General features: G+C 52.5%; 16 protein-coding genes. 8 read left to right on the top strand and 8 right to left on the bottom strand.

What is annotated here, in order from left to right:
* The 4 genes from KB557_RS04735 to KB557_RS04720 form a co-directional block, all read left to right on the top strand.
* Positions 1-366 (top strand): putative 2OG-Fe(II) oxygenase (locus KB557_RS04735; protein WP_255131772.1); only part of this gene is annotated, 366 nt, incomplete at its 5' end.
* A gap of 9 nt (positions 367-375) precedes the next feature.
* Entirely contained in the window at positions 376-699 is a 324-nt protein-coding gene (locus KB557_RS04730) for a 2Fe-2S iron-sulfur cluster-binding protein (RefSeq protein ID WP_255131770.1), read from the top strand.
* Positions 700-748: 49 nt separating this feature from the next.
* The gene (locus KB557_RS04725; RefSeq protein WP_255131768.1) at positions 749-904 is read left to right on the top strand and encodes a hypothetical protein; all 156 of its coding nucleotides are present in this window, start codon (positions 749-751) and stop codon (positions 902-904) included.
* Positions 901-1,977: a DUF3326 domain-containing protein gene (locus KB557_RS04720; protein WP_255131766.1), complete on the top strand. Its 1,077-nt coding sequence runs from the start codon at positions 901-903 to the stop codon at positions 1,975-1,977. Before KB557_RS04725 ends, KB557_RS04720 begins: the two co-directional genes overlap by 4 nt.
* Here KB557_RS04720 and ald read toward each other — a convergent pair.
* Genes ald through KB557_RS04695 form a run of 5 tightly spaced genes read right to left on the bottom strand, consistent with a single transcriptional unit; the run spans position 1,958 to position 7,751 of the window.
* Positions 1,958-3,079: an alanine dehydrogenase gene (gene ald, locus KB557_RS04715; RefSeq protein WP_255131763.1), complete on the bottom strand. Its 1,122-nt coding sequence runs from the start codon at positions 3,077-3,079 to the stop codon at positions 1,958-1,960. The two genes, KB557_RS04720 and ald, sit on opposite strands and share 20 nt — an antisense overlap.
* Positions 3,080-3,137: 58 nt before the next feature.
* Positions 3,138-4,835, bottom strand: coding sequence for an NAD+ synthase (locus KB557_RS04710; protein WP_255131760.1), 1,698 nt, complete (start codon positions 4,833-4,835; stop codon positions 3,138-3,140).
* Positions 4,820-5,449 (bottom strand): nicotinate-nucleotide adenylyltransferase, encoded by a 630-nt coding sequence (locus tag KB557_RS04705; RefSeq protein WP_255131757.1) that lies wholly within the window; start codon positions 5,447-5,449, stop codon positions 4,820-4,822. Before KB557_RS04705 ends, KB557_RS04710 begins: the two co-directional genes overlap by 16 nt.
* Positions 5,446-6,732: a GTP-binding protein gene (locus KB557_RS04700; protein WP_255131755.1), complete on the bottom strand. Its 1,287-nt coding sequence runs from the start codon at positions 6,730-6,732 to the stop codon at positions 5,446-5,448. Before KB557_RS04700 ends, KB557_RS04705 begins: the two co-directional genes overlap by 4 nt.
* Positions 6,729-7,751 carry a CNNM domain-containing protein gene (locus KB557_RS04695; RefSeq protein ID WP_255131752.1) on the bottom strand — a complete coding sequence of 341 codons (1,023 nt, stop codon included), beginning with the start codon at positions 7,749-7,751 and terminating at the stop codon, positions 6,729-6,731. The genes KB557_RS04700 and KB557_RS04695 overlap by 4 nt, the downstream gene beginning before the upstream one ends.
* Before the next feature lie 70 nt (positions 7,752-7,821).
* On the opposite strand from KB557_RS04695, the gene KB557_RS04690 reads away from it, so the two are divergent.
* Positions 7,822-9,138, top strand: coding sequence for an aminopeptidase P N-terminal domain-containing protein (locus KB557_RS04690; RefSeq protein WP_255131750.1), 1,317 nt, complete (start codon positions 7,822-7,824; stop codon positions 9,136-9,138).
* Here the strand turns inward: KB557_RS04690 and KB557_RS04685 are convergent.
* The gene (locus KB557_RS04685; protein ID WP_261354968.1) at positions 9,104-9,895 is read right to left on the bottom strand and encodes a TIGR01548 family HAD-type hydrolase; all 792 of its coding nucleotides are present in this window, start codon (positions 9,893-9,895) and stop codon (positions 9,104-9,106) included. The two genes, KB557_RS04690 and KB557_RS04685, sit on opposite strands and share 35 nt — an antisense overlap.
* A gap of 194 nt (positions 9,896-10,089) precedes the next feature.
* Here KB557_RS04685 and KB557_RS04680 point away from each other — a divergent pair, with 194 nt between their 5' ends.
* Positions 10,090-10,488 (top strand): 30S ribosomal protein PSRP-3, encoded by a 399-nt coding sequence (locus tag KB557_RS04680; protein WP_255131774.1) that lies wholly within the window; start codon positions 10,090-10,092, stop codon positions 10,486-10,488.
* A 79-nt stretch (positions 10,489-10,567) separates the two neighbouring features.
* On the opposite strand, the gene atpC is transcribed toward KB557_RS04680, so the two are convergent.
* Positions 10,568-10,969 (bottom strand): ATP synthase F1 subunit epsilon, encoded by a 402-nt coding sequence (gene atpC, locus KB557_RS04675; RefSeq protein ID WP_255131748.1) that lies wholly within the window; start codon positions 10,967-10,969, stop codon positions 10,568-10,570.
* Positions 10,970-11,001: 32 nt separating this feature from the next.
* Complete coding sequence (gene atpD / locus KB557_RS04670; protein ID WP_255131746.1) at positions 11,002-12,468, bottom strand: F0F1 ATP synthase subunit beta; 1,467 nt, start codon at positions 12,466-12,468, stop codon at positions 11,002-11,004.
* Between the two features lie 213 nt (positions 12,469-12,681).
* Between atpD and groES the strand changes: the two genes are divergently transcribed.
* Positions 12,682-12,993, top strand: a complete 312-nt coding sequence (gene groES / locus KB557_RS04665; protein WP_106499325.1) for a co-chaperone GroES — start codon at positions 12,682-12,684, stop codon at positions 12,991-12,993.
* Positions 12,994-13,044: 51 nt separating this feature from the next.
* On the top strand, positions 13,045-14,592 hold a 1,548-nt coding region (gene groL / locus KB557_RS04660; RefSeq protein ID WP_255131744.1), incomplete at its 3' end, for a chaperonin GroEL.

Raw genomic sequence — 14,592 nt, 5'->3', positions numbered from 1 at the left:
CATTTAAGTGCCGTTTATTACTTAAATGGTGATGGCAGTGGTAAGTGCGGTGCCTTGCAGTTATTTAATCCCAGCCCCTTAAATGAATTAATTCCTGGAATGGCAGTTGGTGCTGACGCGCCCTTTGATTCCAGCGCAGTTTTAAACGTTCATCAACATCAGATCGCAGCTCAGGCTGGTTTATTGGTGTTGTTTCCAGCCAAGCTTGAACATGCCGTGCTTGAAAATCTCAGCCAAAACACAAGATTTTCAATTAGTTTTGATTTAGTTCTTACCGCTCCACCGGGCCCTACAACAGCGGAATATCTGCCGCCACACCCCAGCCTTTGGGTGCCACTGCGGCAAGATGGCTTGTTAATGCCTTAAAGCTTTTTTATGGCCGCTACCTTTTCGATACGCATTCGCATCAAGGAGCAATTTGAATCCTTTAGCTGCTCTGCTGATCAAACTCTTCTCAGCGCAGCAGAAGCTGCCGGCATAGCTTTACCAAGCTCCTGCTGTGCCGGTGTGTGCACCACCTGTGCGGCTCGGATTGAATCGGGCAATGTTTATCAACCCGATGCCATGGGAGTGAAGCAGGAACTAAGAAATGAGGGATATGCCTTGATGTGTGTTGCTTATCCGCGTAGTGATCTGCAATTGTTAGCTGGCCAGGAGGATGCCCTCTACGAAGCTCAATTTGGCAAGTATCAAAAATGAAGCCCTTATCTAATAAACAGTGCTGAAATTGTTATCTATTCAGTTGGAATTGGAAGTTCCCCTGTCGGAATGGCGTAGTAATCCCGCTGATTGTTGTCGCCGTGCGTTGCTTAGCCGTGGCGAACCTTTGCGCTGGGCGATTACCGCGGCTGAAGTGCAGGCTGAAGTGCAGTGGTTGCAGCTGGAGGCGGTATTAATTGTGTGATCAAACCCCTCCCAACAATTTTAATTATCCCCACTGGGATTGCTTGTGAGCAGGGGGGATTTGCCGGCGATGCCCTGCCGGTAGCCCGTTTGCTTGCTGCTGCCAGCGGCTGTTTAATTAGCCACCCCAATGTGCTTAATGGGGCATCCCTTTATTGGAGTGATCGGCGCATTCACTACGTAGAAGGCTGGGCCCTCGATGCATTTGCGCGAGGCTATTGGCGCTTGAGTTCATGTAGAGCACAACGAATCGGCGTGCTTTTTGATGCTGCTATCGAAGCAACTCTTTTGTTAAGGCATCAACAGGTGCTTGATGCTGCTCGCGCCACCCTTGGTTTGGATATTGGCCCTGTATTGGTAACCAACGGGCCTATTGGCGTAAGTGTTTGCCAAGGAGCTAGTGGTAGTAGCTGGGGGGAGCTTGAACATCCGCACCGTTTACTTCAAGCCGGCGAGCAACTCAAAGCTGCTGGTGCCACTGCTATTGCGGTGGTGGCACGCTTCCCTGATGAATTGGACAGCAGCCAGCTGCAGGCCTATCGCTGCGGTGCTGGGGTTGATGCTTTGGCGGGGGCTGAGGCTTTGATTAGCCACCTACTGGTGCGAGAGCTTGGAATTCCTTGCGCCCATGCCCCGGCCTTAGCTCCTCTCGCTCCAATCAATGAATTAGACCCACGCGCTGCTGCAGAAGAATTAGGCCATACATTTTTGCCTTGTGTATTGGTTGGTTTAAGCCAAGCCCCCAATTTTCAACTTGCTACTAATCCTTGGCAGCCAGATGAATTGGCGATTGAACAGGTGGGGGCAGTGGTTGCGCCGGCTGGGGCGCTGGGGGGTGAAACGGTATTGCAAGCTTTGCAACGGCAGATACCTGTTATTGCTGTTGAAAGTAATAAGAGTCTTTTGCAGGTATCAGCTGCGGCACTGGGTTGGGGAGAAGCTGATCACGAAACTAAAAACAACGTGCTCCATGCCAGTAGCTACAGCGAAGCAGCCGGCATGGTGTTAGCGCTACGGGAAGGTATCAACCCCAAAAGTTTGCATAGGCCACTTGCTATCGCAGGCAAGCCATAGGGTGCCTCGGTGTAAGACCGAGAGCTTTTGCAACGCCTGGATGACACACGGAACCTTCGATTGTGTTTAAACCTGATAAAAGTTCCGGTCTTTCTGTTACCGCTTCTGTAAGGCCGCGGCCGGCGATTGTAACTATGTAAGGCAAAGTTACGCTTACTAATGCTTCAGTAGATGTAAAGGGTACTGCCCCTGGCATATTGCCAACTGCGTAATGCTGCACACCAAATTTTTCGATTACCGGATCTGTGTGTGTTGTTTCTTCGCTGGTGGCAATACAACCACCTTGATCGATTGCCACATCCACAATTACCGAACCCGGTTTCATTTGTTGTACTAATTGTTCGTCTACCAGGGTGGGGGCCCTACCACCGGGAGTTAAAACAGCACCGATTAGAAGATCGGCAGTTGGCACCACCCGTTCGATTAGGCCGCGGCTGCTTACCAAACTCACCAATCTGCCCCGGCGATCGGCTTCAAGGCTGCGCAGCCGTTGGGGTGAACGATCCAAAAGCAACACCTCAGCGTCCATAGCAGCAGCAATTCGGGCCGCATTCCAACCCACGGTGCCGGCCCCTAAAACCACCACCCGAGCAGGTTTTACCCCTGTGCAGCCGCCGAGGAGCACCCCCCTGCCGCCGTGGGGTCTTTCCAGCAGATAAGCCCCAGCCTGGGTGGCTAAACGCCCGGCAATTTCGCTCATTGGTGCCAGTAAGGGCAAGCTGCCATCTTCGAGTTGCACCGTTTCGTAGGCGATTGACGTGCAACCACTGCTCAGTAGTGCTTTCCCGACACTGGGATACGCCGCAAGATGTAAGTAGGTGAAAAGTACTAAATCGGGGCGTAGATATTGAAATTCCAGCTCCTGAGGTTCTTTCACCTTCACCACTAAGTGGGCTTCCCATGCCGCTTGGCAATCCACCAGTTGGGCACCTGCTTGGGCAAAGGCTTCATCATTTATCCCGGCACCGGCGCCGGCGCCGTGCTCCACCCGCACTTCTAAACCCACTGATACCAATTCCCTCACCCCGTCTGGGGTGAGGGCCACCCGTTGTTCATCGCGTTTGATTTCGCGAGGGATGCCTACGCTGCTAATTGAGATCATGGAAAATAAATTCTCTATGCAGCCTGGCTAATTTTCGCCTGAATTGCCAGTGCTGATTTCAGCCCCCTGAAGCAATTGGCATTCGCCAGCCGCTACCAAAAGAACGACCACTCACCTTCAGCACTGGTGCCGCTTGACGGCGCTTGAATTCAGAGCGGCGCACGAGCTTTTGCACGCGTTTGAGTAGATCTTCATTAAAACCAGCACTAATCAACTCTTCTGTGCTGGCATTGTTTTCCAATAGTTCCCGCAGCATTGGATCCAGCAGAGGGTATTGGGGCAGTGAATCACTATCTTTTTGATCTGGCCGCAATTCAGCGCTGGGTGGTTTTTCCCGAATTTCAGCTCCGATTAATGGCCCTTCTAAAGGGAGCCCATGTAATTCTCGTTGTTTTTTGCTGGCGGGGCTATCAAGCCAGGCGGCTAACGCAAACACATCGGTTTTAAATAAATCCCCGATTACCGCAAGCCCACCATTCATATCGCCATAAAGGGTGCAATACCCCACCGCAAGTTCGGATTTATTTCCTGTTGCCAAAAGTAATTGGCCTTCCTGGTTGGCAATAGCCATTAGCAAGGTGCCACGAATACGCGATTGCAGATTTTCAGCGCTTATCCCCTCGGGATTGCCATCAAGAGCTGGGTTAAGGCTTCGGTTGAATTCAGCCATTAAGGGGGCAATTGATATTTGGCTATGCCGGAGCGAAAGCCGCTGGGCCAAGGCTTCGGCATCGCTAAGGGAACCGGCGGAGCTGTAAGGAGAGGGCATCAAAACGCAACGCACCCGATCCGCCCCTAGGGCTGCCGCTGCAAGGCAGGCCACCAATGCAGAATCAATGCCACCACTGAGGCCGATTAGGGCAGAGCTAAAGCCACATTTTTTTGCGTAGTCGTGCAGGCCAAGCACCAATATTTGCCAAATTTCTTCTTGTTCTGATGTTGATAAATTTGTTGCTAAATAATCACCATTTGTTTGCAAAGTTGCCGTTTTGCTATCGCTATCCCAGCACTCCACTTTGGTTTTTGCGCAGGGAAGTTGCAGCAATAAGTTGCCGTTGGCTGCCATCACAAAACTATTGCCATCAAAAATCAACTCATCGTTGCCCCCCACCTGGTTCACATAAACCACTGCACATTGCAACTCACGGGCAGCAGCTGCCGCCAGCATTTGCCGCTGTTGTTGCTTGCCTCGGCCATAGGGGGAAGCGGAGAGGTTAATAAGTAATTCGGGCTTAAAAGGGGCAAGTGCAGCGATTGGATTTGGCTGGTTACTGGCTAAGTGTTCGCCCACCCAAAGGTCTTCGCAGAGGGTTAAACCAAGGCGCAATGGCTGCTGGCCAGGGGTTTCCTCCAGATCTATCCAGCAAGGTTGATCGCCAGGTAAGAAGTAACGCTGCTCATCAAAAACGTCGTAGCTGGGCAGTAGCTGTTTACGCGCCACCACTTGCCAAGTGTTTTTCTGAATTAAGGCCATCCCATTAAAAAGATGTTTGCCTGCTGGTTCCACCACCCCAGCGAGCAAATTAAAACCAGCCGGTAAAGCGCTGGCCAAAAGATCGAGTTGCTTGTGCTGTTGCCGCATTAGGGCAGGCTGCAGCAATAGATCTCGAGGGGGGTAACCCCACAACGCCAGCTCTGGGGCAAGGCCAAGGCTGGCCCCAGAAGCAATGGCCTCAAGGCAATGTTCAACCAATGCAGCGCGATTACCGGCGAGATCCCCAATCAAGGGATTGCATTGAATCAGGGCAATCCGCACGGAGAGGGGAGGTCGGCAGCGGTGAATCCATAGAGATTCTGCTCTACCAGTTGGGGTAACAGCGGGGCGGGCACCAGTTCTGGGTTGGGATGGCGCCGAATAGTGGAACTGGCGGATTCTGGAATCAGGAGAGCCAAATGGCTGAGCTTGCCCCCAAGCTTTTCCAGTAATTCCAAATCGTTTTTTTGTATTGGCCAGCCGCAACGAGGTACCACTGCCAGTTGGCAGTGGGGTAACCACTGCTCCACTGCATACCAACTGGGTATTTGGGCTAGGAGGTCGCTGCCTACCACCATCACTGCTTGATGTTGGGGAAATTCTTTTTTAACCTCATTAAGGCTGTTTAGGGCCCTACTGCTGCTGAAATCTTGCCGCAGTTGCAATCTGCCCGGCTCGTGCAGAGCTGCTAGCTCATCAACAACAGCCCCAAGCAAAGCAGCCCGCACTTGAAGCGGCGCTCCATGTTGCTTAAAAGGATTTTCACTGGCCCAGGTGCAAACCAGCGGATATAGCTCCAGTAACCCTTGTAAAACCGCCCGGTGCCCCACGGTGGGTGGATCGGCACTTGTGCCAAAAAGGGCAACAGTTGCTGTGCTGGCAGTATTCGCGCTCATGGAAGTGGGCTGGGAGACCAGGGAGCTTGCTGGCTTAACCAACTGTTGGCACTCGGTTCAAGTTGCCGCAGCCGTCGCAATAGGGCTGCTGGTCTACTGGGGCCACGATGAGCTGCCAACAGCAACTGTTTGGTGGTTTCACGGCCGGTTCTACGGGTTCCGTGCACCGCAAGCGCCACTTGAGCTAAGGCCACCGGAGCTGCAGGGGCAAGGCTGAGGCCAGCGCTGGCAGGGGCAGCCAGCAGCAAAAATTGTTTTAGTACCCCCAATAAAGCTTGTAATCCCCATTGCACGCCCCCCAGCAAGGCGCTGTTTTGGCCGATGTGTTGCAAAAGTTTCTTGGTTTGCGGGCTGTGGAGCCGCAGGCCATAAAGCTCACAAAGCTGCAGCACCAGGGCGCCATCAGCGGCGGCACTACCGGCTAGATCAAGCATTGCTAGGGGGTTTATTGCTACGCCAGCTGCTTTGAGGGTGGCAAATCGACCAATTAACCCTTGGGCCGCTTGTTGTCTTTGCTGGAGCCGTTGTTCCAGTAAACGGCGACTAAAAGTTTCAGCGCGATGGAGGCTGTTTACCGTTAATAGAAGCTGGCCTTGCCTTTGTAGTAACTCCAGCAGTTGAATTTTTAACGGTTCCACTTCTGGTGCCAGAGCTTTACTGCGTACGCGGCCGTCGCTTAACAATTCCGCCCTGCGGGGGGCAGCCGCCACCCAAATGAGTTGTAATTCCTTGCCCGCTCGGCGTTGGATTGAATCCCCTAGTTCGGCCCGTTGCTGGGGGGTCCAACGGTCTGCGCCATTTGCCACCAAAAACAAGGGTTTACCGCTGCGGCGCAATACCTCTAAAGCCTCTAGCTCGGGGCTGCTCAGGTCTGCGTTGAGCACAAGCAAGATCAAATCACTACCACTTGCCAACTTGGTTGCTAGCCGTTGGCGCGCGGGGGCTGCAATTTCATCAATGCCCGGGGTATCCACAAGCAGCAGTGGCCCTAAACCAGAAATTTGATGGGGCCAGGGGGCTGTTGCTTGTTTTCTTGTGCAGCCGTGGGCTACATCAGTGCGGAATTTCTCTTCACCTAAAAGAGCATTTAGCAAGCTGCTTTTGCCTACGCCTACACGGCCAAAAACAGCTAGGCGCAGGGTGCCAGTTTTAAAGCGCTCCAGTTGTTTATCTAATCCGCGTAATTCAGGCCCCAACAATGCCTGTTCGCGGCCACTTAGCTGCAGTTGGCCGCGCCAGCGGTTCAACGGGGCAGCAATACCGGAAAGGCTATCGCCACTCACTTGGCTGTTGCCTCATTACTGCGTGGTCGCCACCAGCCAGCCAGCACAGCTAAAACGGCATCAGCACCAATTAAACCTACAAATGCACCGAATTCATCCACTACCACCCGCACTGAATCGCTAGACCACATCAAGGCGGAGCGGCGGCGAAAGCTGGTGAGAAGGCGGTCTGCTCTGATCATCTCCGGCACGAATTCCACAGGTTTTGAAAGGCTTGCGGCGGTGGCATTGCCTCGGCCTTGTAATAGGGCGGTAAGCAAATCATTGCGGCTTGCAACACCGAGTACTTCATCTACCTCTTCCCCTAAAATCACCCACCAAGGTGATTCTTGGCTGAGCAGGATGTCGCGTAGTTCTTCGATGCGGCAATGGCCGTTGAGGCTTGGGGCAGACACCCGAGGCAGCATTAGATCTCTAGCTGTTAGATCGTTTAGTTGAAATACCTTGGCAATCATTGCGGCTTCATCGGCTTCGATCAAACCTTTTTGAGAGCCAAGCCTTGCTAGTAAACGAATCTCTTCTTCATCGGTTGTTAGTTCACTTTCAGCTGTGAGGGCTGGCATCACAGTTTCCAGCAACAGGATTAATGGGGTGCCAAGGCGCACCATCAGCGCAACGGCAGGTGCTGTTAACAGCGAAATACCCACTGCCATGCGGGTGCCTAAAGCCTTAGGCAGGATCTCTCCCAACATGATCACCACAAAGGTGAGTGCAAAAGAAAAGATCGTTAGGGCTTCACCGCCTAATTTGTTGTTTTTGAAAACCACTGCGGCGTAGCCGCCGAGCATGAGGCTGCCAAAGATATTAAAAAGATTATTGGCTATTACCAATACGGCTAAAACCCTTGGTAAGCGCCCTTTGAGCCTCTGTAGCAGCAAGGCACCAGGAATCCCCTTGGACACCATGTCGTGCACCTTGAGGGGATTTACCGTTAAAAGCGCTGCTTCCACGCCAGAAGAAAGGGCGGAACCTCCCACCACTACCACTACCAATCCAGCAAGAACGAGAAAATCGCTCACAGAAACCCAGAGGGCAGGCCAAGCTGACACACTCATTTAACCGCCTGCCCCAAGGGCTGAGAGATTCACTGTGCCGATTAAATACGCCAAGCGGCGTGAGCAGTTCCTTTCAGCCCTTGGGGGCCTCGCCGCTGTAATACCTGCTGCTCAAGCTCAACGCCACCACGCCGATGTGGAGTTCCCCTTTCGGCAAGACAGTGATTTCTGGTATCTCACTGGATTTGATGAGCCGGGTGCCGTTGCTTTGTTCTTGCCCCATAGGGCTGAAAACCGCTTTGTTTTGTTTGTGCCAGCCAAGGATCCCTTGGCAGAGGTGTGGGACGGTTTCCGCTGGGGGGTGGAGGGGGCCGTAACTCATTTTGGTGCCGATCTCGCCCACCCTTTAGAGCAGTTAGATGAGTTGCTACCTGGCTATCTGGAAGGGGCTGAAGGCTTGAGTTTTCGGGTTGGTCGCCATGGCCCCCTTGAAACTTTGCTGTTGCAGTGTTGGGCCCAGCAATTAGATCGCGCCCCAAGGCGCGGACAGGGGGCAAATCGGCTGGAGGCCCCATGTTCAATCCTGCACAAAATGCGCCTTCGCAAGGAACCAGAGGAATTAATAAGGCTGCGGGAAGCGGCTCGAATCAGCGCTGAAGCCCATGAGTTGGCGCGGGCAGCAGTGCAACCAGGCATGAATGAAATGCAGGTGCGGGCCCTTTTGGAACAACATTTTGTGGCCAGTGGTGGCCGCGGCTGCGCTTATCCGTCGATTGTGGCTGGGGGGGATAACGCGTGCATCCTTCACTACACCGCCAATAACGGGGTCTTGCGTGATGGAGATTTGTTATTGATTGATGCTGGATGCAGCCTGCAGGATCACTACAACGGTGATATCACCCGTACTTTTCCGATAAATGGCTGCTTCAGCCCAGAGCAGCGAGAGCTCTACAACTTGGTTCTAGCGGCTCAGCTAGCGGCATTGCAGCAGGTGAAGCCTGGTAATAGCGCTGAACATATTCATCAAACCGCTGTGCGGGTTTTGGTGGAAGGGCTGCGCAGCCTTGGTTTGCTACGGGGAGATCTGGATGGCTTGATTGAGCAAGGGGCCTACCGGCACCTTTACATGCATCGCACGGGCCACTGGCTTGGCCTTGATGTGCACGACGTAGGGGCTTACCGGTCAGGGGAACATCCCGTAACGCTTGAGGAGGGCATGGTGCTCACGGTGGAGCCAGGTCTTTATGTGAGCGACCGCTTACCAGTGCCCGATGGCCAACCTCAAATCGAAGCGAGATGGAAAGGTATTGGGATTCGCATCGAAGATGACGTGGCGGTAAGTGCAAGCGGCGGCGAAGTGCTCTCCGCTGCTGCTCTCAAGGCAACTGCTGATATGGAAACGACTGGCTGAGCTCAAGCATCACCTCAAGGCAACTACTGGATTTAGTGAGCACTTGATCTGCTCCAGCTTTTATTAATAGGTTTTCGTAGTTGTTGCGAGCTTGTTGATTTGCATCTGAATGCAGGTGTGGTGGAGCTACGGCCAAGCTGATCCAGCGTTGTTTTGGAATTGCAACCCTTGCATTCACCACGGTGCGCACATCAGCAATGGTGTCGCCTAGGTAGGCCACAGGTGGGGCTCCAGGGCCAAGGGGGCAGGGGCCGTGCAGTGCCATCAGGGTGCTCGCCAACTTGATTAAACCCTCGGGGTTTGGTTTGTCGGGGGCATCCCCCATCGCCACTAAGGGTGGATTTTGCAAGCCAAGGCGATGCTCGAGCACATAACGGGCGGATTGTGGTTCAGCTCCGCTAACAAACCCCCACACCAGCCCAGCGGCAGTTAATTCTTTAAAAAAAGCAGCATCCAGCAGCAAAGTTTCGCCGCAGATGAAGCCTTGCCATTGAGTTGAGGCAGCATCTGGGCTGGCACCGAAATAAAAATCACTGAAAACAGTTACTAAATCTTGACGTGTTGGTAGAGCACCCCCCTGGCGGCGTATTAACTCCAAGCTGGCATCCCAATCATTATTCCAAATTCCTTCGTTTTTAAGGGCATCGATGCAGTGGGGGTCTGGCCGCCATCCGCTGTAGTGGTACACAGTTTCAGCAAGAGCCTTGCGGTAGCTACCGCCCACATCGCGGATCACTCCATCGATGTCGAATAGCAGTAAGGCTGTGGTGGCGATGGGAGCTTGGAGAGTGGCTGGTAAAATAGTTGATTACCTGCAGTGCCAGGTTTGTTGCCTCTCAACTTTTGAGCCTAGAAACCACCACCGTGACAGAACCCGACACCACAAAAGCCAGCTTGGAGGCCACCCCTGAAATAGCTGAAGTAACGGCAGAAGTAACCCCAGAAGAGGTTATTGAAAAGCCCAGTGGCATGAAAAGTGCCAACGCTATTTTGGCTAAGTCCACCATTGATGCAGATGGGGTTCCTTCCGGATACACCCCTAAGGCTGATGAAGGTCGCTTTCTACTAAAGATTCTTTGGTTGCCAGATAACGTTGCGTTGGCGGTTGATCAAATCGTTGGCGGCGGCCCAAGCCCGCTTACGGCTTATTTCTTTTGGCCTCGAGAAGATGCTTGGGAAACATTAAAAGGTGTGGTGGAAGCAAAAAGTTGGATCACTGAAAATGAGCGAGTTGAAATTCTCAATAAAGCCACTGAAGTTATTAACTATTGGCAAGAGGAAGGAAAAGGTAAGGGTCTCGATGAAGCGAAATTGAAATTCCCTGAAGTTACCTTCTGCGGTACCGCCTGATATTTCAAGGATCTATTTAAAAAGCACCTAAAGTTTTTAAACTTTAGGTGCTTTTTTTTGTGATTGAAACAGCAAATTACTATTTAACTGCTTGAACTCTCGCTTTAGCTCTGAGTAGTGCCTGTTGAGCTTTGAACTTTTCAGGGCTATTTGGCTTACTTTCGAAACCACTAGCAACCTGCTGAGCCGCATCTAGCTCCGCTTGAACAGTGCTTGCATCGATTGAGCTGGCGGGTTCTGCACCATTAACAAGCACATTCACTTCATTTGCTTCCACCTCAGCAAAGCCCCCCATTAGGGCGATGGACGTCCATTTGCTGCCCTCTCTTAGGCGTAAAACACCAACATCAAGGGCTGTTAACAAGGAAATATGGCCAGGCAAAACCCCCATTTGACCAGAGGTACTAGGGAGTATTACTTCATCAGCGGAGCCGTCAAATACGCTTTGATCGGGGCAAAGCACACGCAAAGTTAGGGGCATTGAAATTAGGCCTCAGGGGGTGAAAGCGGTAATCAAGCTTTTGCTTGGGCGCGCAGCTTTTCTGCTTTAGCCCGCACCTGATCGATATTTCCAACCAGATAGAAAGCCTGCTCGGGGAGATCGTCTAATTCACCAGCAAGGATCATCTGGAATCCTTTGATGGTGTCTGCAAGTTTTACGTACTCTCCGGATTGGCCAGTGAACACTTCCGCAACAAAGAAGGGTTGGGATAGGAATTTCTCAATCTTGCGGGCCCGATCCACCGTGCGGCGATCTTCTTCAGACAACTCATCAAGGCCAAGAATAGCGATGATGTCTTGTAATTCCTTATAGCGCTGCAGAGTGGATTGCACTGCCCTTGCTGTGCGGTAGTGCTCGTCTCCCACTACAGCGGGCTGGAGCATGGTGCTGGTGGAATCGAGAGGGTCTACGGCTGGATAAATACCTTTAGAAGCAAGGCCGCGGCTCAACACCGTGGTGGCGTCTAGGTGAGCAAAAGTTGTAGCAGGGGCTGGGTCTGTGAGGTCGTCTGCCGGTACATAAACAGCTTGGATTGAAGTGATTGAACCTTCGAGGGTGGAGGTGATGCGTTCTTGCAATTCACCAACATCTGTACCCAAGGTGGGTTGATAGCCCACAGCGGAAGGCATCCTCCCCAGGAGCGCGCTCACTTCGGAGCCGGCTTGTACAAAGCGGAAAATGTTATCAATAAAAAGCAAAACATCTTGCTTATTTACATCACGGAAATGCTCAGCCATGGTGAGAGCAGAAAGCCCTACCCGCATGCGAGCACCAGGAGGCTCATTCATTTGGCCGTAGCAGAGAGCCACTTTTGACTTACTTAGATCTTCTTCGTTGATAACGCCTGAATCTTTGAATTCTTGATAGAGGTCGTTGCCTTCGCGGGTGCGCTCGCCTACACCACCAAATACGGATACACCGCCATGTTCCTTGGCAATGTTGTTGATTAATTCTTGAATGAGAACGGTTTTACCAACGCCAGCACCACCAAACAAACCAACCTTGCCACCTTGGCGATATGGAGCAAGTAGATCGATAACCTTGATGCCAGTTTCAAAAACTTTTGGCTTTGTCTCAAGGTCTGTGAGTTTTGGAGCTTGCCTATGGATAGGTGATCTCAGATCAGTGGCAACTGGACCCTGCTCATCAACAGGTTCACCGAGAACATTGAAAATACGACCGAGGGTTGCTTCGCCAACGGGTACAGAGATTGAAGCGCCGGTATCGATAGCTTCCATACCCCTCACAAGCCCATCGGTGGTGCTCATCGCAACGGCGCGAACCCTGTGATCGCCGAGCAATTGCTGAACTTCAGCAGTGAGAGCAATCGATTGCCCCGCACTGTTGGTACCGGAAATTTTTAAGGCATTAAAAATGCGCGGCAACTTACCGGCTGGGAATTCAACGTCTAGTACAGGTCCAATTACCTGGCGAACAATTCCTTTTGCGCCGGTTGTGGCGGTTGCTGCAGCTGCCATGTTTAGAAGCGTTAGGGCGGAAAGGCTAAGCCTCTCAGGCTGGCAAACATTACCACCGCAGCGGCTAACTAATGAAGTGGTTCGGAGATCCGTCCCATGATCGCAATTGCGACTCGCGCGGTTTCACAGCTAAGTTGGCAGTCAAGCGGTGAGAGTGCTAACTGCGCTGCACATCGCCCAAACCCCACGCCCTGAGAGCAAAAACCAGACGTCATGGCTGCCGTATCCCTCAGCGTTTCCACCGTTAAACCCCTCGGTGACCGCATTTTTATCAAAGTTTCCGCTTCAGATGAGAAAACAGCAGGTGGAATCCTGTTACCAGACACCGCTCAAGAGAAGCCTCAAGTTGGCGAAGTGGTGCAGGTGGGTCCTGGTAAGCACAACGACGACGGCACCCGCCAAACCCCCGAAGTGAGCATTGGCGACAAGGTGCTCTATTCGAAGTACGCCGGTACCGACATCAAGCTCGGCGGTGACGAATTTGTGCTGCTCAGCGAGAAGGACATCCTTGCAGTTGTGTCCTAAGGACAAAACCTAGTTTCCTCCCCTTGTTCCCCACCCGTAACTACTGAACCCATGGCAAAACGCATTATTTATAACGAGCAAGCACGTCGTGCTCTCGAACGCGGTATCGACATCCTCGCTGAGGCTGTTGCCGTAACCCTCGGTCCTAAAGGCCGCAACGTGGTGCTGGAGAAAAAATTCGGCGCCCCTCAAATCATTAATGACGGCGTAACGATCGCCAAAGAGATCGAACTCGAAGATCACATCGAGAACACCGGCGTAGCTCTGATCCGTCAGGCCGCTTCCAAAACCAATGATGCCGCAGGCGATGGCACCACCACCGCAACGGTGTTGGCTCACGCCATGGTGAAAGCCGGTTTGCGTAACGTGGCCGCTGGTTCAAACGCCATCACCCTTAAGCGTGGCATTGACAAAGCTTCTGAGTTTCTTGTTAAGAAAATCGAAGAGCTAGCCAAGCCCATCACCGACAGCAAAGCAATCGCTCAAGTGGGCTCTATCTCCGCCGGTAACGACGAAGAAGTGGGTCGCATGATTGCCGATGCCATGGACAAAGTTGGCAAAGAGGGCGTTATTTCCCTCGAGGAAGGCAAATCGATGACCACCGAATTGGAGGTTACCGAAGGTATGCGCTTCGATAAGGGTTACATCTCCCCTTACTTCGCCACCGACACCGAGCGCATGGAAGCTGTGCTCGATGAGCCCTACATCCTGCTTACCGATAAGAAAATCGGTTTAGTGCAAGATTTGGTGCCCGTTCTTGAGCAAATTGCTCGTACTGGCAAGCCATTGTTGATCATCGCTGAAGACATCGAGAAGGAAGCTCTTGCCACCCTCGTTGTTAACCGTTTGCGCGGTGTGTTGAACGTGGCTGCTGTTAAAGCGCCAGGTTTCGGTGATCGCCGTAAAGCGATGTTGGAAGACATGGCTGTACTTACTAACGGTCAGCTGATCACTGAAGATGCAGGCCTCAAGCTTGAAAACGCCAAAATTGAGATGCTCGGCACCGCCCGCAGGGTCACAATTAATAAAGACACCACAACCATCGTTGCTGAAGGCAATGAAGTGGCTGTGAAAGCTCGTTGTGAGCAGATCCGTAAGCAGATGGAAGAAACAGATTCCACCTACGACAAGGAGAAACTGCAAGAACGCCTGGCCAAGCTTGCCGGTGGTGTGGCTGTGGTGAAGGTGGGTGCTGCCACTGAAACCGAGATGAAGGATAAAAAGCTGCGCCTAGAAGATGCCATCAACGCCACTAAAGCGGCTGTTGAGGAAGGCATCGTTCCTGGTGGTGGCACAACTCTTGCCCACCTAGCTCCTGTGCTTGAGGAATGGGCCCAACAGAACCTCAGCGGTGAGGAACTGCTCGGCGCTCGCATCGTTGCTTCTGCCCTTAATGCTCCGCTCAAGCGGATTGCTGAAAATGCAGGTGCCAACGGTTCTGTTGTTGCTGAAAACATCCGCCACAAACCCTTCAATGAGGGTTACAACGCTGCTACTGGCGAATATGTAGACATGCTCGCTGCAGGCATCATCGATCCTGCCAAGGTGACCCGTTCTGGCTTGCAAAATGCTGCGTCTATCGCTGGCATGGTGTTAACC

The sequence above is a fragment of the Synechococcus sp. Cruz CV12-2-Slac-r genome (assembly GCF_024346075.1).
GTDB lineage: Bacteria > Cyanobacteriota > Cyanobacteriia > PCC-6307 > Cyanobiaceae > Synechococcus_D.
The sequence above is the reverse complement of the archived record's forward strand: the minus strand, read 5'-3'. Positions and strand labels throughout refer to the sequence as shown.

Coding starts and splice junctions, on each gene's coding strand:
- ald (WP_255131763.1), bottom strand. CDS start 3,079: ATGATCTCAATTAGCAGCGTAGGCATCCCTCGCGAAATCAAACGCGAT.
- groES (WP_106499325.1), top strand. CDS start 12,682: ATGGCTGCCGTATCCCTCAGCGTTTCCACCGTTAAACCCCTCGGTGAC.
- atpD (WP_255131746.1), bottom strand. CDS start 12,468: ATGGCAGCTGCAGCAACCGCCACAACCGGCGCAAAAGGAATTGTTCGC.
- KB557_RS04705 (WP_255131757.1), bottom strand. CDS start 5,449: ATGAGCGCGAATACTGCCAGCACAGCAACTGTTGCCCTTTTTGGCACA.
- atpC (WP_255131748.1), bottom strand. CDS start 10,969: ATGCCCCTAACTTTGCGTGTGCTTTGCCCCGATCAAAGCGTATTTGAC.
- KB557_RS04730 (WP_255131770.1), top strand. CDS start 376: ATGGCCGCTACCTTTTCGATACGCATTCGCATCAAGGAGCAATTTGAA.